The sequence below is a fragment of the Martelella alba genome (assembly GCF_005217455.1).
GTDB lineage: Bacteria > Pseudomonadota > Gammaproteobacteria > Enterobacterales > Enterobacteriaceae > Acerihabitans.
Genome location: NZ_SZPQ01000006.1, coordinates 105834 through 127479 on the forward strand (window position 1 = coordinate 105834; position 21646 = coordinate 127479).

General features: G+C 56.0%; 13 protein-coding genes. 8 read left to right on the forward strand and 5 right to left on the reverse strand.

Annotated features, from left to right (window positions below; genetic code table 11):
• Window positions 1–12: 12 nt before the first annotated feature.
• Window positions 13–1521 carry an amino acid permease gene (locus tag FCN80_RS07225; RefSeq protein WP_136989450.1) on the reverse strand — a complete coding sequence of 503 codons (1509 nt, stop codon included), beginning with the start codon at window positions 1519–1521 and terminating at the stop codon, window positions 13–15.
• A 1108-nt stretch (window positions 1522–2629) separates the two neighbouring features.
• On the opposite strand from FCN80_RS07225, the gene yhjD reads away from it, so the two are divergent.
• The 3 genes from yhjD (at window position 2630) to FCN80_RS07240 (ending at window position 6317) form a co-directional block, all read left to right on the forward strand.
• Window positions 2630–3631 carry an inner membrane protein YhjD gene (gene yhjD / locus FCN80_RS07230; protein ID WP_136989452.1) on the forward strand — a complete coding sequence of 334 codons (1002 nt, stop codon included), beginning with the start codon at window positions 2630–2632 and terminating at the stop codon, window positions 3629–3631.
• Between the two features lie 451 nt (window positions 3632–4082).
• Complete coding sequence (locus tag FCN80_RS07235) at window positions 4083–5405, forward strand: MFS transporter (RefSeq protein ID WP_136989453.1); 1323 nt, start codon at window positions 4083–4085, stop codon at window positions 5403–5405.
• Window positions 5406–5537: 132 nt separating this feature from the next.
• Window positions 5538–6317, forward strand: coding sequence for a CDP-diacylglycerol diphosphatase (locus FCN80_RS07240; RefSeq protein ID WP_136989455.1), 780 nt, complete (start codon window positions 5538–5540; stop codon window positions 6315–6317).
• A gap of 22 nt (window positions 6318–6339) precedes the next feature.
• On the opposite strand, the gene FCN80_RS07245 is transcribed toward FCN80_RS07240, so the two are convergent.
• Window positions 6340–8442, reverse strand: coding sequence for an AsmA family protein (locus FCN80_RS07245; RefSeq protein WP_230492541.1), 2103 nt, complete (start codon window positions 8440–8442; stop codon window positions 6340–6342).
• Between the two features lie 449 nt (window positions 8443–8891).
• On the opposite strand from FCN80_RS07245, the gene kdgK reads away from it, so the two are divergent.
• Window positions 8892–9824, forward strand: a complete 933-nt coding sequence (gene kdgK, locus FCN80_RS07250; RefSeq protein WP_136989457.1) for a 2-dehydro-3-deoxygluconokinase — start codon at window positions 8892–8894, stop codon at window positions 9822–9824.
• 84 nt (window positions 9825–9908) lie between these two features.
• Here kdgK and FCN80_RS07255 read toward each other — a convergent pair whose 3' ends face one another.
• Window positions 9909–10931, reverse strand: a complete 1023-nt coding sequence (locus tag FCN80_RS07255) for a helix-turn-helix transcriptional regulator (protein ID WP_230492542.1) — start codon at window positions 10929–10931, stop codon at window positions 9909–9911.
• A gap of 409 nt (window positions 10932–11340) precedes the next feature.
• Here FCN80_RS07255 and FCN80_RS07260 point away from each other — a divergent pair, with 409 nt between their 5' ends.
• On the forward strand, window positions 11341–12636 hold the full coding sequence (locus FCN80_RS07260; protein ID WP_136989459.1) for a purine-cytosine permease family protein: 1296 nt from the start codon (window positions 11341–11343) through the stop codon (window positions 12634–12636).
• Between the two features lie 131 nt (window positions 12637–12767).
• Here FCN80_RS07260 and FCN80_RS07265 read toward each other — a convergent pair whose 3' ends face one another.
• Both FCN80_RS07265 and hmsP read right to left on the reverse strand, forming a co-directional pair.
• Entirely contained in the window at window positions 12768–14252 is a 1485-nt protein-coding gene (locus FCN80_RS07265) for a M16 family metallopeptidase (protein WP_136989460.1), read from the reverse strand.
• Between the two features lie 264 nt (window positions 14253–14516).
• Window positions 14517–16535, reverse strand: coding sequence for a biofilm formation regulator HmsP (gene hmsP / locus FCN80_RS07270; protein ID WP_136989462.1), 2019 nt, complete (start codon window positions 16533–16535; stop codon window positions 14517–14519).
• A 1203-nt stretch (window positions 16536–17738) separates the two neighbouring features.
• On the opposite strand from hmsP, the gene FCN80_RS07275 reads away from it, so the two are divergent.
• The 3 genes from FCN80_RS07275 to bcsA are packed head-to-tail and all read left to right on the forward strand — an operon-like array spanning window position 17739 to window position 21645.
• The gene (locus FCN80_RS07275) at window positions 17739–18734 is read left to right on the forward strand and encodes a cellulose biosynthesis protein BcsO (RefSeq protein ID WP_170975336.1); all 996 of its coding nucleotides are present in this window, start codon (window positions 17739–17741) and stop codon (window positions 18732–18734) included.
• Window positions 18725–19528 (forward strand): cellulose biosynthesis protein BcsQ, encoded by an 804-nt coding sequence (bcsQ, locus tag FCN80_RS07280; protein WP_136989465.1) that lies wholly within the window; start codon window positions 18725–18727, stop codon window positions 19526–19528. The genes FCN80_RS07275 and bcsQ overlap by 10 nt, the downstream gene beginning before the upstream one ends.
• Window positions 19529–19545: 17 nt before the next feature.
• Window positions 19546–21645: a UDP-forming cellulose synthase catalytic subunit gene (bcsA, locus tag FCN80_RS07285; protein ID WP_136989467.1), complete on the forward strand. Its 2100-nt coding sequence runs from the start codon at window positions 19546–19548 to the stop codon at window positions 21643–21645.
• Window position 21646: the final 1 nt, after the last annotated feature.

Consider the following 21646-nt stretch of genomic DNA (forward strand, 5'->3'; position numbering starts at 1 on the left):
AACTCCGGCTACTCAGATTGTGATAATACCTGTAGCAATGCCCCATAACGCCGCGATGGCGGCAACCATCACTACGATGAAAAGAACTTTCTCCAACGGGTTGAATAAATCAGACTGCTGCTCGCGCTTGGCAATGAAATATAAAATGGTGCCGGGGCCATAAATTACGGCGGACAGTAATAGGTATTTAAGACCACCGGCATAAAGCATCAATAAAGCATAAAACGTAGCAAGGATGGCAAGGAGAAAATCTTTTTTCTGCCCGCGCGGATGGATGTCGTAGGTTTCTCCGGTCCAGGCCAGTTTCAGCCCGTAGGCGGCAACCAGCAAATAAGGAATCAGCGTCAGGGAACTGGTCAATTCCAGGGCCAGTTGGAAAGCGTAGCGGCTGAATAACGTCAATATCAAAAAGATCTGCACGCAAATATTGGTCAGCCATACCGCCGCGGACGGCACGGCCCGCCGATTTTCAGTGGCGAAAATTTTCGGCATGCTGTGGCTCCGGGCGGCGGAATACAACACCTCGGCGGCCAGCAGCGACCAGGAAAGGTACGCGCCCAACACGGAAATAATCAGTCCCACGCTGATAAACACCGCCCCCCAGCGGCCGACCACCGCTTCAAGCACTCCGGCCATCGACGGCTGGCGCAGGGCCGCCAGATCGGGACGCAGCAACACGCCGTATGAAAGCATGGTTACCAGAATCAGGAGACAAAGCACGCCGACAAAACCCAACACCGTCGCCGTGCCGATATGGCTGCGCTGTTTGGCGTAGCGCGAATAGACGCTGGCGCCCTCAATGCCTAAAAAAACAAACACCGTCACCAGCATGGTGCCGCGTATCTGCGAAAACAGCGACTCGGGCTGCCTGATAGGCTCAATTGCCATGGCGGCGTGACCGACGTAACCATAATCGTTTAGCGCGGCCACATCCGGGGTCGGGATCCGGGCGGGCATGCCCCAGAAATTCAGGGCGAAATAATCCTGCTTGAAAGCGAATAGCAGGATGATGACAAAACAGAATATGGGGATGATTTTGGCGAAAGTCGCCAGGGTATTTATTGACGCCGCGCCCTTTACGCCGCGCAGCAGCAGCAGATGGAAGCCCCAAAGAATGACCGAGGCCACCGCGACCGCCGAAACGGTATTGCCGTCGCCGAATACCGGAAAGAAGGCGCCCAACGTGGATTTTATCAAGACGAAATAGGAAACATTGCCTATGCAGGTGCCGGCCCAGAAGCCGAGCGCCGAAGCGAACCCCAGATAATCCCCAAAACCCTCCTTGGCATAAATAAATACCCCCGAATTCAAGTCGGGTTTGCGTTCGGCCAATGTCTGAAATACGAAAGCCAGCATTAACATGCCGCCCCCGGCGATGCACCAGGCAATCAGCGCGCCGAACCCGCCGGTGGCGCGGCCGAATGTCGCCGGCAGCGAGAATATGCCGGCGCCTATCATCGATCCGACAACCAGCGCGCTCAACGACCAAAGCGATAATTTATTTTCCGATCTATCTGCCATAGATAATCCTATTTGCCGACAGGGAGACTTAACCTACCCCAATATTAGATCCTTAATTTGTGATCGCGACTTAATTTTTTAAGGACGACCTGGTGATCGTGTTTTTTATTGAACGACATCGCATTTTATATTTAGCACGTTTTGCATACGGAATACCATAAAAAAAAGCATCCGTCCAGAAAGAAAACCCCTATTGACGCGGCCAGGAAACGACTCTGAATAAGGTGAATCACTTAATTTATTAACTATTAATACCATCTTGATTGAACATATTTTAATATAACAAATCTTACTTAACTCTCCCCGATACGTCCTATCAGCCGTCATTAACTTTTCACGGTCCGTCGTCATTCCGGCGACCAGCGTTCAATATTAGCAATAATAAACCTTGTTTTTCCGCGGCACGTATCCCGCCGAAGGAAACGGCCGATTATTTATGGAAAAATTGGCCGGATTGAAACTTATCTTGATGAGACGTTTAGCGGCGCGTTTTTTGCCGGCGTTCACTCACCCGCGGCGGCCCAGGGGGGCTATGCGCCTGGGGAGCGCCCGCCCGCGCCTCGCCGCCATGCGAGACGCGGCGGCCTCCCGGTTTTGCTTGCGCCGGCCCGACGGTACGGAATACATGCCAGCCATTCCATCATTACGACGGCGGGCGGCCGGTGGGATGTTCCATCAATAATGACCGCGATTCCATTAACGGACGGCAGCGGCCCGTTGCTGTCTTTATCGCCCCATTCATTACCGTCCCGTGATCGGCCCGCCGGCAATCAGAATAATCGGTTAAGGCTGATAACGGTTTTCTCCTTCGGCAATGGCACGATATTCGCTATCAGATGAGCAAACTGAATGTCATAGCCATTCGATAAGTCCTTCGCCTTCGCAATCACCAGACTTTACCTATAATCATCATACGGCTTTATAGACACGTCATACCTCAAGCGGCCTCTTTGCCGGCTGTGTTTGCCCGTCCCCCGGTCACTGAGTTATCGATGCGCCTGGGGTTTGCCGGCGCGCGGCCACCGCGATGGCCGGCGCGAACGAACGCCGCCGACACAGGGGCGACTTTTGTATGGCGAATATCGTTGCACAATGGACAAGAGGAATTATGGCCGATAAATTAACCACCCCCCCTGCCGTCCAGCACGCCAAATCCCGGCCGGTTTTCGCCGATATTCATACCGGGAATGCCTGGACGGACAAAATGCTTTCACGCGGCGGGCAGGTTGTCGCCAGGATAAGCGCCAATCCAGTGATTGCCCATATGATTCGCGCTGTGGAACGGTTCAATGATCGCATGGGTAGCCAGTTCGGCGCGGCAATCACCTATTTTTCGTTTTTGTCACTGATTCCCATTTTGATGGTGTCCTTCGCCGGCGTGGGGTTCTTCCTGGCCTCCAACCCGGATATTCTCACCGATCTTATTAATAAAATTGCCGACAGCATCAACGACGCCACCCTGGCCAATACCCTGAAAACCACCGTGCGAACCGCGGTGGCCCAACGTACCACGGTGGGCATCACCGGGCTGTTGATTGCCCTCTATTCCGGGCTCAACTGGATGGGCAACCTGCGCGAGGCGATTCGCGCCCAGTTGCGCGATGAATGGGAGCGCAATCCGCGCGACGCGGAGAAATTCTATATGAAATACCTGCGTGACCTGCTGTCGCTTTTCGGCCTGATCATCGCCCTGTGCATTACCCTGGCGCTAACATCAATCGCCGGCGCCGCCCAAGCCCGCATCGTCAGCGCCCTGGGACTGGACGCCATCGCCTGGCTGCGACCGGCACTGACCATTATCGGACTGACGATCTCCATTCTGGCCAATTATCTCCTGTTTTTGTGGATTTTCTGGATCATACCCCGCCATAAACCCCACAGTATCGCCATCTTTCGCGGCACCTTGCTGGCGGCGATCGGCTTTGAAGCGATCAAAATCATTATGACGCTGACGCTGCCGAAATTGGCCACTTCGCCCTCCGGCGCCGCTTTCGGCTCAGTGCTCGGCCTGATGGCCTTCTTTTATTTCTTTGCCCGGCTAATCCTGTTCTGTGCGGCCTGGATAGCCACCGCCGAGGCGCCGGCAAAGAAAGACGCCCGGTCATCCTAGACGCGTCTTGCCTGATGCCGGGCGCGGACTGTCCGACGATGCCTTTTCCCACGGCGCGCAAGCATAACGGCAAGTCGCGCAACGCCAGCGGCCGGCGAGAATGCAACCGGCCGCTGGCGTTGCGCGTGATATTCTGACGCCGGTAATGACTATACCGGCAGTAAATTCCGTTAAAATACCGGTTATTCCCTATATAAAACCGAATTAGGCCGCCAGTAGGTCTAGATTCGGCTTAATTAACCTGCTTGGCGCTTTTCTTTGCCGCTTTGCCAGGGTTAAACACTGTTGAATAATTCTTGTTCAGGGGGAACCTCTGGCGGACAAGATAACAGACGCATTATCTGCTTTATTCGCTTTTTAGCGCCCCTTTGTGCAAAAAAACACCATTGAAATTGCGTTTCCCTGTGTCTAAGATGCCTTTCTTTTACAAATTTAATTATTAAGAAACACAATGCAGTCTTCCATCGCACCAACCATACCGACAGAAGCCGCGTCTTTGCCGATCAACTCGCGCGGCAAAGTCTTGGTGGCTTCGCTGATTGGCACCGCCATCGAATTTTTTGATTTTTACATTTACGCCACGGCGGCGGTGATCGTCTTTCCCCATATTTTCTTCCCCCAGGGGGATGCCGCCGCCGCCACGCTGCAATCACTGGCGACATTTGCCATCGCGTTTGTGGCGCGGCCCATCGGGTCGGCATTGTTCGGCCATTTTGGCGACCGGCTGGGACGCAAAGTGACGCTGGTGGCGTCGTTACTGACCATGGGATTGTCCACGGTTCTCATCGGCCTGTTGCCCGGTTACCAGACCATCGGCATCCTGGCGCCGATTCTGTTGGCGCTGGCGCGCTTTGGCCAAGGGCTGGGGCTGGGCGGGGAATGGGGCGGCGCAGCATTGCTGGCCACTGAAAACGCACCGGCTCACCGGCGCGCTTTATACGGTTCGTTTCCACAATTGGGCGCGCCAATCGGTTTCTTTTTCGCCAACGGAATATTCCTGCTGTTATCCTGGCTGCTAAGCGACCAGCAATTTCTGAGCTGGGGCTGGCGGGTGCCCTTTATTCTCTCCGCGGCGCTGGTCATCATCGGGCTTTATGTGCGTATCTCGCTACATGAAACCCCGGTGTTCGCCAAAATCGCCCAAGCCAAGGCACAGGTGCGCATCCCCATCGGCAGGCTGTTCAGCAAGCACCTGAAAGTGACGGTAATTGGCACCTTTATTATGGTGGCGACCTATACCCTGTTTTACATCATGACCGTCTATTCGCTGACGTTCGGTACGGCCCCCAAGCCGCTGGGTCTGGGTATTTCCCGCAACGATTTCCTGCTGATGCTGATGGTGGGGGTCATCGGGTTCGGGTTGCTGGTGCCGATAGCCGGTCAGTTGGCCGACAGTTTCGGCCGACGCAGGACCATGATCGCCATTACTCTGCTGATCATCGTATTCGCGTTGCTGTTTCCGTCCTGGCTTGGTTCGGGCTCGTTGTGGCAGGTGATGGCGTTTCTGCTGTGCGGCTTTATTATTATGGGCCTGACATTCGGGCCGATGGGCGCACTGTTGCCGGAATTATTCCCCACCGAAGTGCGGTATACCGGCGCATCGTTTTCCTATAACGTCGCTTCCATTATCGGCGCCTCGGTGGCGCCCTATATCGCCACCTGGCTCAATACCCATTACGGGTTATTTTACGTGGGCGTGTATTTGGCGTCGATGGCGGTCCTGACGCTGTTGGCCTTGCTGGCCAGTCAGGAAACGCGGCATAAAACATTGTAATCAACCGTCGCTTAAAACGGTGTAGGATAAGCGCAGCTCGACGGCATTCCGCCGATGAGCGCGCTTGCCTCTTGGACGGGCCGGTATCGACATGATCCGGCCGGTTTACTTTCCGCACCGGGAACTGACATTATGTTGAATAGGCGACTTCATCGTAATCCGTTGACATGGGCTTGCGCGGCGATCGTTATCGCCGCGGCCGGCGGCTTTTTTTATTTCAACCGCGCGCCGGCGGGCAATCCCGATGCGTTATGGCGGATAGACAGCCAGCAATGCGTACCGCACCAGCAGCAGCTCGGCCATCCCGACCCCTGCCGCGAGGTAAATCTGGAAGCGGGCTACGTGGTGCTCAAGGATCGGGTAGGGCCGTTGCAGTTTCTATTGATGCCCGTGGCGAAAATCAGTGGTATCGAAAGCCCGCGATTATTGGATGAAAAAACCCCCAACTTTTTCTACCATGCTTGGCAAGCCCGACAATATATGACGGAAAAAGCCGGCACGCCGGTGCCCGACAGCGCCGTGTCCCTGGCAATCAATTCCCCGTCGGGGCGCACGCAAAACCAATTGCATATCCACATTTCCTGCCTGCGCACCGATGTCCGCCAACAACTCAATCAGGAAGCCGATATCATTGGCCCATCCTGGCAAACGCTGCCCGTTCCCTTGGCGGGCCATCCTTATCTGGCCAAGCGGATCAGCGCCAGCGGTCTGGCGGAGCAAAGCCCCTTTATTATGCTGGCGCGGGAGGTCCCGGGCGCCGCCGCCGAAATGGGGCATTATGGCATGGCGATGGCGGAACTGCCCGACGGCGCCTTTGTTCTCTTGGCGGTGGAACGTAATCTGCTGCGCGACAACCGCGCCTCGCCGGAGGAACTGCAAGACCATAACTGCGCCATCCTGCGCCACGGCTGACCCGGCGGGTTGCGCTTCGCCGTTATTTGGCCTGTTTCATCTGTTTGAGAATGGGTCCGCACTGGTTTTGGTCGCCGCTGCTGGGTGAAATCAGCGCCAGTAGCGCCGCCGCCGGCGTCAGTACCGCCCCCAGCGCCACCGCGGCCGCCCCACGGGTAATGAGCGGCCCGGGTTTCACCCCGGCGTCGGGATGTTTGAACGTGCCGCGCACATACAGCGGTGAGCGCAATGTGACTATTCGCACGCCCTTGCTTTCCGGATCAATGGATAAATTCATACGTTCGGTGGCGAAGTTGGTGGTGCCGGAAATACGAATCACCGCATTTTCAGTATCGAACAAAAACAGATGTGGCGTGGCGAGACCGTTTTGGACGTTTAAATCCGCCGCGGCGCAATTGATTTTCACCTGTTCGTCGCCAAACAGTTTACCCACCACATAGTTGCCGACATTCAGGCCGGCGATTTCCATCAGGTTACGGCTTATCACGCCGTCGTTCATCAGTAGCCGTAGCGTCCCGTTGCTGCTGCCGAGCAAGGCGGCCACTGAATTGCCGGTTCCGGTAAACTGCGCATCGCCGTTTAGTTCGCCCATGCTGCTGCGCATGGCGTCCACATTCGGGAACAGCGCTTTGAGCTGCAAACCCCGGGCATGCAGATCGGCCCGGCCGCGCATCGGGGTGAGGTTACCCTCCAGCCGGATGGTGGCGTTGAGATTGCCCCGCGCCAGGCCAAAGCGCAGTGGGTCAAGCCGCAGCACGCCGTCATCTAATTTGACATGCGTATACAAATCGCTGATAGGCAAGGATTTACCATGCTCGATACGTTTACCGCTGAAGGTCACATCCGCATCCATGGTATCCCACTTATCGGTTTCGAACTGGGTATGGGGCAGAACTTTATCCGGTGGCTGGACCGCCTGCGTCCTGGCCTTTTCCTTGCCGGCGGCGGTGCCCGAATCGGCGCCGATCAACGGGCCCAGATCGGCGAATCGCAATTGGTTCGATACCACTTCCCCGGTCAGCGTGGGACGCGGTTGACTTTGCACATATTCCAGCGACCCGTGAATATCGCTCTGGCCTATCCGGCCGTTGAATTTTTCATAACGGAACCGGTTGCCCTCCTTGCCCTGAAAATGGGCGATGAGGTGTCCGTCAGTGGCATAGGGCGGCGTATCAGGCAATACCACGCCTGTCAGGCCATGCAAATCGCCGAGACTGTTGCCGGACAGTTTCAGCCGCAGATCCAGCCCGCCCAGGTTCATCGGATCATCCAGCGTGCCGGTCAACGCCACCCGGGTATCGCCGGAGCTTACGTCGGCTTGCAATGGAAACGGCCGGTCTTTGCTGCGCAGCGACAGCATCCCGCCGATTTTGCCTTCGCCCCGAAGAGGCTCGTTGTTGTATTTACCGCTGACCTTCCAGCCAAAGACATAATCATCGGGTTTGGCGGCGGTATCGGTCGCGGGGGAATCACTGCCGGACAGTTCGGCATAGGGCACCGGTTTACCCAGCGGATTCACCAGCAGATGAACGTCTGCTTTGGTGATGGCATCCTGATAATCGATCTTGCCCTGATCGAACACAATTTCGTCCACCTTGAATGACCAGGTCGAGGGAGGGCTGTTTTGCTGTTGCGCGATATCGCTATTGGCCAGATTAAAAGTCCAGTTGTTTTTTCCGTCGGCCAGGCGTTTAAGGGAGGCGTCGGGCGCGACCAGGGTAATACGCGGCAGGTAAACCTCTTTATGCAACAATGCCAGCGGCGATATGCTGGCGTCCACCCGGGTCAGCCGGGCGGTGTAGTCGCCGGGAATGTCGGGGGGATTGCCCAGCACCACGTCCTGTGCATGCAGATGGGGCCACGGCACCCATGAGCGCCAACCGGTTTCACCGGGCTGACGCTGCCACCGCACGCCCAAATCGCCGTTGATGGCGAACGGGCGATTGAGTTCCGCCGACACTTTCTGGTCGATGGCGGGTTTCAGACGATTGAGATCGTATGTGGCGATATAGATAATGGCAGCGATGATCAGCAACAGCAAAACCACGAGTGTCGCGCTAATCGCCTTACTGGTTCTGGTCATGTCGGCTTTTTCCCCTTGCGGCGCCTTTGTTATGTCAATCATAACCGCGTCATCCCGCCCTCCTTCTCCGGGTCCGCCACCCGTCCCCCGGACACATGGCAGACCGTGCGATCAGGGTGGGCGGACGCAGCCAACAACGCGGCGTCTTGAAGTATCTCGAGTATAGACGAGGATTTTTTTATCTGCCGCGACCCAAACAGGCAACCGGCCGGCCAATGAACGACGATCCGCGTCAAATTTAATTAAAACAACGTTTCAACAGCTATTGACTGAACCGGTCGATCTGTTGAGACTAAGAGCCTATCCCAGAAGGCGTAATTGTCGCGGCCAGTTGGAGACGGACCGCGCGCGCAAGCCGGCGCGCGCACGGAGTACGTGAGGATATCGAGCACGTCCCAGCGCCCAAAAGGCAGGTAAATAGTCTTGATGGAACAGGCTTTAAACGGACAATCACTCTCATTAGTCACTTTATTCATACAGGCCAGCAGTTAATGACAACTCAAAATATTGCCGTTATCGGCGAATGCATGATTGAACTGTCCCAAAAGGGGAGCGACGTTAAACGCGGGTTCGGCGGCGATACGTTAAATACGTCGGTATATCTTTCCCGGCTGGCGCCGGCAAACGTCCTGGACGTGCATTATGTCACCGCGCTGGGTACCGACAATTTCAGTGAGGAGATGCTGAGTGCCTGGCGGCAGGAAGGCGTTAAAACCGATCTGATTCAGCGTATGGCGAACCGTTTGCCGGGTCTGTACTACATCGAAACCGATGCCAGCGGGGAGCGCACCTTCTATTATTGGCGCAACGAGGCCGCCGCCCGTTACTGGCTGGAAAGCGAAGAGTCGGAGAATATCTGCCGCCAATTGGCCGACTTCGATTATCTCTATCTCAGCGGCATCAGTATCGCTATATTAAGCGCCGCAAGCCGGTCACGCCTGTTCTCGCTGTTGCAAACCTGCCGGGCCAACGGCGGCAAAGTCATCTTTGACAACAACTACCGTCCCCGTTTGTGGCAAAACGCCGAGGAAGCCCGCAGCGCCTATCGCGATATCCTGTCATGCGCCGATATCGCCTTCCTGACGCTGGACGACGAAGACCTGTTGTGGGGAAAACTGTCGGTGGATGAGGTGATCCAACGGACCCGCGCCTGGGGCGTCCGGGAAATTGTGATTAAACGCGGCGCCGAGGCTTGCCTGGTGGCGACCGAGCACGGCCGATTGCAGGAAGTGCCGGCTGTCCGTCTGCCCAAGGAAAATGTCGTGGACACCACCGCGGCCGGCGATTCGTTCAGCGCGGGATACCTGGCGGTACGGTTAACCGGCGGCGAAGCGGCCGAGGCCGCCGCCAGCGGCCACCTCACCGCCAGTACGGTGATACAATACCGCGGCGCCATTATCCCGCGGGAGGCGATGCCCCGCTAACTGCGGGGGCGTTCCCGAGCCAGATGGCCGCAAGCGCGCTAACCCGCCCTTGCGGCCGCAGGTGAGGCCGGACCGGCGCCGGCGTCAATAACGTTGTGCTTTGCGAGGTTGCGTCATTTGCGGATAGGCGAAATCGATGGGATTATCAAAGATGAAACGGCGCGGCAAATAACGGTCATAGTTTTTCTTTCTGCAAAACTCACGGAAATCATCAAAGTGGCTGACGCCGGCTTTTTCATACAATAATTGCATATAATTGGAAATAGTTTTTTCAGCAAGATTCAAACGCTCGGCGACTTCTTTGGTTTTTAAGCCTTGCAGCCGGTAGAACATGATTTCACATTCGCGTTCGGTAAAAAAGTCATCAGGTTTATTAAGTAATAATGAGCCAGGCATATGACCATTAATGAAATCGTTTAGCGTATACACTTCCAATTTACGGATATAAGCCATAACGCCGATGCAATCGCCTTCATCACTCTTCCAGGGGATGCGGTGCCCCAAATAAGGGTAATCCACCGCCAAGGGATGAATTTCCAATGTCGACAAGTTCTGACGGGTACGGAATACATCCATGTCGCCACGTTTAAATTCCTCGGCGGCATTATCGAACTCAACCAGCCTGGATTTGATTTCATTATCCAGTTTGCCCACCACATCGTCCAGACGCTTGACGCCAAATAGCCTGAGCGCCGCGGGATTGACATACAAGTAACGTGAGTCCAGATTTTTAATGCTAAAGGGATCGGTCATTTGATCAAGCAGGGAAATCAAAGAGGTGGGAATGTCGATTTCAGGCGCCTGACGATTACCGGTAGATATACTTTCCTTAGTCATAATGGTCCCTCTCATCATATGGGTGGAAACAACAAGCCTATCTTCCGCCATGCATGAATATACTCGTCCTGTACTCTTGATACTTCGAGTTGCATCGCGGCGGTATCTGAGCGCCGCCAACAATGAAGCGACTTGAAGCATGACGAGTATACCGCGCGCTGCCCCTTGGCGGGCGACATGGCCTGCCACCGCGATGCGGCCTGGATAATTCTGGAGTAGATGTTTTTCCCTATGCCGGCAAAACAACTTTGTTACCTTAGTCAATTTCATGTTATGGCGCCAGAGAAAAAATTACCCGCCTGGCATCAGTATATTCCATCCCTGTAAGCCTTTCGATTAAGTTAATATCGAATAAGTCCGGCATACTTCAAGCTGACCCTTTATTGACAAGCAGATGTCGCCCACAATGAGGCAACGTGAAGTATGACGAGCATTAATGGTTTAGTTATTCACACTCCTACTCTGGGTCGAATCGGCTGATAATATCATTATGGCATGGGTCAGAAAATGACTGACTGATTTTTTAAGTAATATATACATCTTAATTAATTTGATTTGTGTTTCGATATCAGGCAAACGCAGCCAACAAAGAGGCAGCTTGAAGTATGACGGGTATATACCCTATCGGCTAGCCATGACCGATACCACGACGGATTGTCCTCATAAGGAGATGGGCGATATGAAAAAAAACACTTCGGATGATTATGCCTCATGCCGCGTACCTGACCATGCCAGGCTGAATTTATTTAGCGTGGCCATTGTGCGTATCGGCGCAACGACGTCCCTGGTCCAGTTTATGGTGGGGGCCACCTTGGGGCATTCCATGACGCTGGGCCAGGCCATGCTGGCTTCGGTGCTTGGCGGCCTGATTCTGGAATTTATCAGCCTGGGACTGGGTATGGCGGGCGCGCGGGAGGGGCTATCCACCAGCTTGTTGTCGTGCTGGTGCGGTTTTGGCCGCTATGGATCGGTACTGATCGGACTGGCCATCGCCCTGAGCATGCTGGGGTGGTTCGGCGTGCAAAACGCCATTTTGGCGAAAGGCATGATCTACGCGCTGGAACTGGATACGCAGGATCCGATGATTTTCATTCTGGCGGCCGGCGCATCCGGCCTGATGCTCACGGCGCTGGTCGCTTTCGGCTTCCGCGGACTTGACTGGATGGCCAAGGCGGCGGTGCCGCTGTTTGTCCTGGTGGTGGCCTGGATCTGTTTCGATTTGGTGAGCGGGCGGGATATCGCCGCGCTGCTCGCCGCGCCGCCGGCCGGACCGCCGCTCAGCCTGGGCGCGGCGGCGACGATGGTGGCGGGAAGCTATATGGTGTTCGCCATCATATCCCCTGACATGAGCCGCTATTGCCGCAATGGCCGCCATGTCTTCTGGATGATGACATTGTCCATCCTGACCGGCGAGTTTATCGTCAACGGCATTTCCATTATCGTGGCCAAGGCGCTCAGTACCTCGGACGTGGTCGCCATCATGACCCAAAGCGCCGGCTGGCTTGGGCTCTTTTCGGCAATGCTGTCGACGGTAAAAATCAATGATATCAATCTGTATTCTTCCGCGCTGGGCTTCGTCAATACCTTGTCCGGACTGACCGGCAGGAAATGGTCCTATCGCTCTCTCACATTCTTGCTGGGCACGGTGGGCACCGGTATTTCCCTAATGGGCATCCTCGAACAATTCTCAGGCATTCTCAATGTGTTCGGCATCTTGTTCCCGCCCATCGCCGGCGTGATGCTGATTGACTATTACATCCTGCGTTCCCACCGCGCTATTCTCGACAGCAGCCGATCCCAAGGACAGTTGCCGGACGCGGCATCCACGCCGGCTATCGGTTGGCCGGCCATGTGCGCCTGGGCGGCCGGCAGTCTGACCGGAGTGGCCGCGCAATGGGGAATCCCGTCGCTGAATTCCCTGTTGGCGGCCGGCGCGCTGTATTGGCTGTTGCGCCGCCGCGACAGCGCGGGCTAGAGCCCTTCTTCCCAAGTCGCCGGCCAGTGGCCGGCGACTTGGGGACGCGGCCAGCTCATTGCCGGCGTTGGAGATCTGTGACACCGATTGTCGGTGGGCGCGGCATCTCACGACCGGACACCCCGCAACGGTCAGGATTGCGGAGGGGCGTCGGTCGCTTCCGGTTTGCTTTCATCAACGGCGGCGGGCTGCGGGCCCGGCGCCATGATTTGATCATAACTTTCCCGCAACGCTTTCATATTGACCTCCGGTTCGCCTTGCGGCTGCATCAGGATAAGCGCCGCGTCCTGGGATATTTGGGCGTGCAATTCCTGATTAAGCATTTGCAGCGAGAGGTGGGAAAGAAAGTCGTTACGCAGTTTCTGGTATTGTTCGGGGGCGATATCCACCACATCGTTTTGCTGGGAACGCAACCGCTGGCTCATGAGTATGCCGGTATCGGTGCGCGCATAAGTGGCGAACAAGGTACTGAGCTCGGCGGTTTTGCGCGCCATCAGCGTGTCAAATTCCTGTTTGCTCAGACCGTTATTGCGCAGGTCGGCCAATTCATGGGCCATCAGGGTCATGGCCGGCATCAGGTTATCGGAGACGGTATCCATATGTATGGCGCATTGGGCGCGCTGGTAATGCACATTGCAATCGAACCGCAGGTTGGCCTGTTTGAGGCCATTATCCTTCAGAGCCTGCTCGATGTGCAAAAACAGCGCCTCGCGCGCCAAATCTCTGCGCCAGTACAAATTCAGCGACTGGGAATCGCGGATGGGCTGCCATGGGCCATCCCACACCAGCTTCAGGCTGTCTTCCTTGCCGTTGCGGCTCATCAGGCTGACCGGCCGGCGAGGTAGCGGCGACAGCGTGGGAACGGCCGGCGGCGTATCCCGTTTGCCTTTCAGGGAGGAAAAGGTCTTGCCGATCTGTTCGCCCAGGCTGCGCGCATCCACATTGCCGACGACATATAAGGTCATGGCGTCCGGCGTATACCAACGCTGATAAAATTGTTGCAATTGCTGGGCGTTGACCGGCGCGGCCACGGTCTGGCCGGGATCGTGAGCCAGCAGCATCGATCCCTTGAGCCGATAGTGCCACCAGGCGCTGGAGGGATCGGGCGGATCGGTGATCACCGGATCTTGGCCCTGCAGCGCGGCGTGCAGTGTCATGGGGTTGATGGCCATGTGGCCGGCGGTGGTCGCCAGCCAGCGCAGCGCATCTTTAAGTAAATCGGCGCGGTTGTTCGGCAGGCTTAGGGCATAGAGGGTATAATCATAGGAAATGATGGCCGGCGGCTGGGGATGTTCTATACCCAATCCTTGCCGCCAAAAGGACGTGATCTGTTCAGCGTCGACGTTCTCGCTGCGCGTCAGCGCCAAACGGGGCAAAAGCCGCGCATAACCGGTTTGCCGCGGGTTTTCAGCCAATGTGCCGGTATTGACCATCAACCGTAATTCGATGCGATCGTTCGGTCGCTGTGGTGTCGTCAATACTTGCCAGGAGAAACCATTACCGAGTTTACCCTGTTGCCAGGCGGGATCGGGCTGTAATGCTTCTGCCTGCACATTGCCACCCACCGTCGCCAGCAAGATTCCGCTCAATAAAAGACGAATTCCGGTGCCCTGCATGTGAACCCCTACTCAAAAACTACTCATTAAAAATTCAATCTTGATCAGACGGTTACCGTGCGTTCCATCGATTGTTTTTTTTCCGTTGGAAAAAAGCGTGGCGCAAAGTGTACCACGATGTTAGACCGCGGACCTTTAAGGATGTCACCGCAGCGCAGAAAATATTACCGGATGATGACGAAACAGCAGGATAACGGGCGAGAACCGCCGATACAGGGTGAAAACCAGGCGACCGACCGCCGATCGCGCCGCGGAATACGGCGTTCAAACAGCGGCAAAATGCAAGAACCTCTGCTCAAACTCCCGCTGCGGCAAAGGCTCGGCGAACAGATAGCCTTGTCCCCACCCGATGTTTTCCTGCAAGAGGCATTGCAACTGCGCTTCGGTTTCCACGCCTTCCGCTATCACCGGCAGCGACAAAACGCGGGCGATGGCGCTGACGATGCGCAGCATAACCTTATCCTGGGGTAACCCTTCAATAAAACTCCGGTCGATTTTCAGCAAATCAATGGGCAGACCGCGCAATCGATCCAGATAGTACAAACTGGCATAGCCCATGCCGAAGTCATCCAGCGCGATCAAAATGCCCAGTTGCCGCAGTTGTCGCAACAAAACCAATGACTGTTCGAATTCGCGGATTTCCGCGGTTTCAGTGATTTCCAATACCAGTTGCGCGTTTCCGATTTCATAGCGGGCCACCAGATGTTTGAGAAAGGGAACCAGATTGGCTTCCTGCAATTGCTTGGCGGAAAGATTCACCGCCAGCGGCAATTGAATACCTTGTCTTCGCCACTGCGCCAACACACGGCAAGACGCTTCCAGTACCCAGTTCCCCAACGGCACCATGGCGCCGATCTCCTCCGCGGCACTGATAAAATCACTCGGCAGGGAATAGCTGCCGTCCTCCTGGCGCCAGCGCAGGAGGACTTCAGCGCCGATCAGCCGCTGACTGCGGATATCGAGCTGCGGCTGGAAAAACAGCGCGCAACGTCCCTGTTCTATGCCCTCGAGTATGGTGCCCTCCAGCGTCAGGCGACGATGGGCCATTTCCATAAGCTTTGGATCAAAAAACAAAATCTGGTTCTTGCCCTTGTCATGGGCCGACATCATAGCGGAAGTGGCCCGGCGCAATAACTGATGCGCCGTTTCATCCTGCCGCTGCCTGAGGGCGATACCGATGCTGGCCACCGGTCGCAACGACAGGTCGCCGATGGTGAGCGGCGCGGTAATGCTTTTCATGATATCTTGCGCCAGTTGCATCGCGTCGAACGGATTTTGTATCCCTTTATCGAAAATCGCGAACTCATTATGATTAAGCTGGCCAAGGAAACGGCTGTCGCACATGTGACGTTTAAATTGGCGGATAAGGGTCATCAGCAGCTTGCCCCGTTGCGCCTCGGTCAGCGCGCCGGCGGCTTCCTGCAAGGTGGGGATGGCGATCACCAGCACACATAAATGCGCCGCACGGGTTGGCAGCGCCAACTGTGTATCCAGCATGGCGGTGAACAGCGTCTTATTCGGTAAAGCGGTTTCCACATGCCGGGTGGATAACCGGCTCAAATCGTCTAACATTCCGGACAACGTCTGTTGATTGCGATTATAACTGCGTATCAGCAGGCCCAGTTCGTCATCGCGATGCAAAGCGAGCAAAGCCAGTTGATGGCTGGGCGCCGCCCCGGGCGGCAGTTTGTCCAGCTCGCGCGCGATATTTCGCAGTGGGTGGACTATCAGGCGGTTCGTGCACCAGGTGATGGAAACGGTCATGACCAGCGCCAGCAAGAGATAGGTGGTCACCATGGTGGAAAAGGCGCTGACGATAAACCGATAAAACCGGTATGAATCGGCACGCAGCACCAGCGATGCCAAGGCGTGCGCGTCGGCGGGGCGAGGCGGGGCATAGAGCGGCACAGTAATTGCCACCGGCAGATGGAACATTTTGCCAATCAAGGCGGGTACCGGTCGCTCGGACAGGAAATCCTCGCGTAATACCGAAACCTCTCCCGGCAGGACCACCTCGGCCCGGCTCAGGATGCCCACCGGCCTAAGCGTTTGCAGGACCTTCGCCGCCTGCCGGACATCCCCTTTGAGCACGGCGTCGGAAAGATGCTGACGCACGGAAGCGGCAATGCTTTGCAATTGTTGGACATCATCCTGACGGCGTTGCTGGACAAAATGAAACAGCTGGATCGCTATAAAAATACAAATGGCGACCAATGCCACGGCGGACACGGTAGCCATTTGCTTTATCGTTAACGAGCGTCTGATCCGCAAACTGTTCTCCATTGGGTTTATCCAGCGCCGGACACACTCTCCCGTAACTCCCTGACAAACGGATCGGACAATGCACGCCGGGACGAGGCGGGGCCGGGGATCTGCCCGGATAGCGAGACTATTGCTCAAGTCTCCAGGGCAAAGACACCTCTCTACTCTAAAACATCCGGCATGCGTCGCGCCGCTGGCGGATCACATTAGCCGAAAGCAAATGCGACGCGCCAACGACGGATCCGCGGGGAAAGAGGAAATATCTCCCACAGCTTCGCCACAGCGTTGACGATGTGACCAGAGTGACCGCGCGCAACCGACCAAGAGCCAGTCCGAAGGATAACGAGTATATCAATATATACTAACTATCAGGATATTTTATCCTTTAAAACAAGCATTTCGTCCTACAAGTGCGTATTAATCACAGACGACGCAAAAGTTGACATTATGCGCAACAATATTCTGCGTTAGAATAGCGCGCGTTGCCTGTTCCAGATACTCGCCATACCTCGAGCCCGCCTCGCTGCCGGCGCCGCTTGCTCGTCGCCGCGATGCAACGGGAAGTACTCAGAGTATAGAGGATAGAGTCCCCGCCCCGCGCGGGATGAAACCGGTCCCGTTACCCTGCCGCAATAGCAATGATACAGGCCCGTTTGCCAAAAATAACCTGCGGCTACTCCTAAACAGCGGAAACCTCGTAACATTTCGCGAAGTTTTTCACGGTATTATGTTATGACCGGTTGATAATGACGTTGTGTCCCAAGTGTTGGCTATAGTAATAGAGATGCGATTTTTGCTGCCGAAGAAGATGATGACCCCGTCAAACCCAATGGAATGTCTCATCGCTGAAAGGCTGCCAATTTTATGTCAAGGGATTTGATTTTGTAAGCAAGGGAGATTTGAATTACTTTAATTTGGGTTTACGACTTTTATTGCTCCGAAAATGAGAACCGGATAAACCAACCGGTGTGTGGCACTCTCGTCCAAACGCCACGGCAGGATGCCGCGTGGGTGTAACCTATACGCGAATTACCTCGAGTTGCATCGCGGCAGCAAGGGAGCGACACATTCGTCGGGAAGGGATTTGAACCGCCCCGGCGGGCCTCCGAGGAGAAACAGGATGTTCTCATCGTCTCCAGGGGCATGGCCCACTCTGTGACTGGGGTGAGCGAACGCAGCCAACAAAGAGGCAACGTGAAGTATGACGAGTATATGAGGCTTAGTATGAATAATTACGATGACATCAAGCGGTTCAAAGAAAAATTGAACATGGAAGGGTTCGATTACAAGGAAATCGCTGAAAATAACCCTCATAAGGCATCGAAGAACTGGGCCATTATCAAACAGGTGGCATCGGCCGATGAGCCTTTTCATCCATTGGAACAAGGATTGTCGACACAACCCACCCCCACCCCAGTTTCCCGAAAGGAATTCGCCATGCCGGACGCGGACAAACCCGCCCCGGTACAGCTTCCGCGGCAGGACATCCGGTCAGCGGCGCATCCGTCCGGGCTTGAAAGCGCCCCGGCCCCGGCTGTCGGCAAGATATTTCCCACATCCCCGCTGATAAGCGCGCTGGATAAACTCCTGCCCGCCGCCACGGATTCGGGACCTTCGACCGATACGCCGGCCGCGGCGGGAAACACGCCCGACGCGACTGGCCGGGACTTCAACGGCGCCGCTGTGCGCGAGCCGCTGTTCGATACTGGACGTAAAACTTTTAGTCCCGTCGACGTTGCCGACATTGACACCGTCCCGCCGGACGAAAAGCCGGCTAACCGAAACCCGCCGACACAATGGCAAACCGGCCCCGCGGCAGCCCTGTTTGGCGATCCCGGCCGCGCCCGGCCCGCCATCCCGGAACTTCAGCGGCAAGCCGTCCCCACGGCGGCCCTGTTCGGCGATCCCGGCCGCGCCTGGCCCTCCGCCCCAGGACCTCGGCGGCAAGCGGCCCCGTTTGGCGAGTCCGGCCACGCCCGGCCCTCCGCCCCGGAACCTTGGCGGCAAGCCGGCCCCATGGCGGCCCCGTTTGGCGAGTCCGGCCGCGCCCGACCCACAGCGCCGTCCCCGAACCCGCCTTTCGCCGCCGGGGACGAACCGGAACAACCCGTGCGTTTCGATCAATTATTCAGCCGCAAATCCCGCCCCGCGGACGGAACCCTGTCCGAACGGGATATGCCTCTTTCACTCCTTTTGGAGAATATCGCTTTATGCCGTTAGTGTGCGTCTGCTCGCCGAAGGGTGGCGTGGGAAAAACAACTCTGAGCGCCAATCTTGCCTATGCCTTGTCCCGAAGCGGCAGCAAAGTGCTGGTTATTGATTTTGATGTGCAAAATGCCTTGCGTTTACATTTCGGCGTGCCCATTTCCGATACCCGGGGCTACGTGGCCCAGGCGACCACGGCCGTCGATTGGAGCCAATTTATCCTCAAGGCGGACGCCAATTTGTTTGTACTGCCCTATGGCGAAGTGGAAGAGGCCGATCGACTGGCCTTCGAGAACGCCTTGAGCCACGATCCCCATTTTTTGCGACGCGGTTTGAATACCGTGTTGAATTATCCCGGCCTGGTGGTGATAGCCGATTTCCCGCCAGGTCCGGTTCCGGCGCTAAAAGCCGCCAGGGAACTGGCGGATCTGCACATTGTGGTCATGCTGGCCGATACCGCCTCGTTATCCCTGCTGCCGCAAATGGAAAGCCACAAATTCCTAGGCACGGCGATGAATACCCAACACGGTGAATATTACGTGGTTAATCAGAGCGACAGCCGCCGGAATCTGAGCCGCGATGTATCCCAGTTTTTCGAGCAACGGTTAGGGGAACGCCTGTTAGGCATCGTCCATCGGGACGAATGCGTGCCGGAAGCGAACGCGTCGCAACGCGCCATTATCGAATTCAGTCCGGTTTCCGCCGCCGCGTTTGATATTGAGCTTATCAGCAAAAAAGTCGCCTCCATTGTCGGGGTAAAAATCGGCGACGGCGAGTTTTACGCCTCGCCTGGCCAAGGAATCAAATAACTCGCTCGGAGGCAGGCATGAACAAGCTTATCTTTTCACTATTGCTGTTATTGCTGCTGCCGCTGGTGGTCATTATCGTCATCACACCGATGGACAGCGACAAGCAATATGTTTTCGGCCTGTTGAGCATTGCGTTATTGCTGGTGCTGGGCATCAACAAAAGCCACCGAATCAACGTCATCATGGTGGTGATGTCAATGCTGATGTCCACTCGTTACATTTATTGGCGCGCCACCTCGACGTTGCATTTCAATTCGTGGGTGGAAGCGGTGCTGGGCATCGGCCTGTTTATGGCGGAGCTTTACGCCTGGACCATAATGATACTCGGCTATTTACAGACCACATGGCCGCTAAAGCGGAAAATCGAACCGCTGCCGGAGGACATGTCCCTATGGCCCACGGTGGATATTTACGTTCCCACCTACAACGAAAGCCTGAATGTGGTCCGGGATACGGTTCTGGCGGCCCAATGTATCGACTACCCGTCCGATAAAATGAAGATTTACATCCTGGATGACGGCAAGCGCAGCGAATTCGCGGTTTTCGCCGCCGATGCCGGCGTAGGATACATTACCCGCAGCGATAACAAGCACGCCAAGGCGGGCAACCTCAACCACGCCATGACCATCACCAAAGGCGAATATATCTGCGTGTTCGACTGCGATCATGTGGCGACCCGCGGTTTCCTGCAAGCCACGATGGGCAGTTTTCTGATAGACGAACGGCTGGCGCTGATCCAGACGCCCCATTACTTTTATTCACCGGACCCCTTCGAGCGCAACTTGTCGGCGGCGCGGGAAATGCCCAATGAGGGCGCGTTATTCTACGGCCCGGTGCAGCAAGGGAACGATAATTGGAATGCGACATTCTTCTGCGGCTCCTGCGCCGTCATTCGCCGTAGCGCCCTTGAGGAAATCGACGGCTTCGCGGTGGAAACCGTCACCGAGGATGCCCATACCGCGCTGAAGCTGCAGCGTCTTGGTTGGAATTCGGCGTTTCTGTCGATTCCCTTGGCCGCGGGGCTGGCCACGGAGCGCCTGGGCCTGCATGTGATTCAGCGTACCCGCTGGGCCAGGGGCATGACGCAAATTTTCCGGCTGGACAATCCGTTGTTCGGCCGGGGTCTGAAATGGCAACAGCGGTTATGCTATCTCAACGCGATGCTGCACTTTCAATATGGACTGCCCCGCGTGGTGTTTCTTACCGCGCCGCTGGCCTATCTGCTGTTCAACCAGAACATTATCGCCTCATCGGCCAGCATGATCTTCGCCTACGTGCTGCCGCACCTGTTCCTGGCCATCTATCTCAACTCGCGCATGAACGGACGCTATCGTTATACCTTCTGGGGGGAGATTTACGAAACGGTCATGGCGTTTCACCTGGTGATCCCCACCCTGCTGACCCTGATTTCGCCCAAGCATGGCAAGTTTAATGTGACCGACAAAGGCGGGCTGCTAGACGTCGGATTTTTCGATTTTCATATCGTCAAACCCCATCTGATAGTGGCGGTCCTATTAATGCTGGGTATCGCCGTCGGGGTGGTTCGCGCGGTGATGCACGATTATTTCAATGTCGATCCGCGGGTTATCATTTTCAATATCGTTTGGGCCTCTCTGAGCGTCATCATTCTCATGGCCGCCATCGCCGTCGCCAAAGAAACCAAGCAGATTCGCAAAACCATCCGTATCGAGGTGAAAATCCCGGCCATCATCCATTATGCCAGCGGTATTTCGTCCCGCACGGAAACCCTGGATTTATCCATGGGAGGGGTCCGGCTGGTCGCGCCCGATGACCGGTATCAGTACGATCAGATAGAGGAAGTCGAAGTGCTGCTGCAATCCGGCGGGGTTTGCATCCCGGCCAGCCTGGTAGACGCCAATGCCAACGCTCTGCGGCTGATGTTCGGCGAAATGCCGCTGGAAAAACGACGTGAACTGGTCAGGGTGGTGCTGGCCCGGGCGGATGCCTGGATTATCCCGCCGTGGCCTCTCGATCGCCCGTTGCATTCTTTCGCCAGTATCGTGCGCTGTATTTTCGATTTGTTTTACAGCACCTGGAAGGAACGCGGACAAAAAAGGAAAAACGCCCGATCCTATGGATCAGGCGAAGCGACATAAG

Excerpts from the sequence above, each read along its gene's own strand:
- FCN80_RS07255 (WP_230492542.1), bottom strand. The coding sequence starts at position 10,931 with ATGAAATTGACTAAGGTAACAAAGTTGTTTTGCCGGCATAGGGAAAAA.
- FCN80_RS07245 (WP_230492541.1), bottom strand. The coding sequence starts at position 8,442 with ATGATTGACATAACAAAGGCGCCGCAAGGGGAAAAAGCCGACATGACC.
- FCN80_RS07240 (WP_136989455.1), top strand. The coding sequence starts at position 5,538 with ATGTTGAATAGGCGACTTCATCGTAATCCGTTGACATGGGCTTGCGCG.
- kdgK (WP_136989457.1), top strand. The coding sequence starts at position 8,892 with ATGACAACTCAAAATATTGCCGTTATCGGCGAATGCATGATTGAACTG.
- bcsA (WP_136989467.1), top strand. The coding sequence starts at position 19,546 with ATGAACAAGCTTATCTTTTCACTATTGCTGTTATTGCTGCTGCCGCTG.
- bcsQ (WP_136989465.1), top strand. The coding sequence starts at position 18,725 with ATGCCGTTAGTGTGCGTCTGCTCGCCGAAGGGTGGCGTGGGAAAAACA.
- hmsP (WP_136989462.1), bottom strand. The coding sequence starts at position 16,535 with ATGGAGAACAGTTTGCGGATCAGACGCTCGTTAACGATAAAGCAAATG.
- FCN80_RS07265 (WP_136989460.1), bottom strand. The coding sequence starts at position 14,252 with ATGCAGGGCACCGGAATTCGTCTTTTATTGAGCGGAATCTTGCTGGCG.
- FCN80_RS07235 (WP_136989453.1), top strand. The coding sequence starts at position 4,083 with ATGCAGTCTTCCATCGCACCAACCATACCGACAGAAGCCGCGTCTTTG.
- FCN80_RS07275 (WP_170975336.1), top strand. The coding sequence starts at position 17,739 with ATGAATAATTACGATGACATCAAGCGGTTCAAAGAAAAATTGAACATG.
- FCN80_RS07225 (WP_136989450.1), bottom strand. The coding sequence starts at position 1,521 with ATGGCAGATAGATCGGAAAATAAATTATCGCTTTGGTCGTTGAGCGCG.
- FCN80_RS07260 (WP_136989459.1), top strand. The coding sequence starts at position 11,341 with ATGAAAAAAAACACTTCGGATGATTATGCCTCATGCCGCGTACCTGAC.
- yhjD (WP_136989452.1), top strand. The coding sequence starts at position 2,630 with ATGGCCGATAAATTAACCACCCCCCCTGCCGTCCAGCACGCCAAATCC.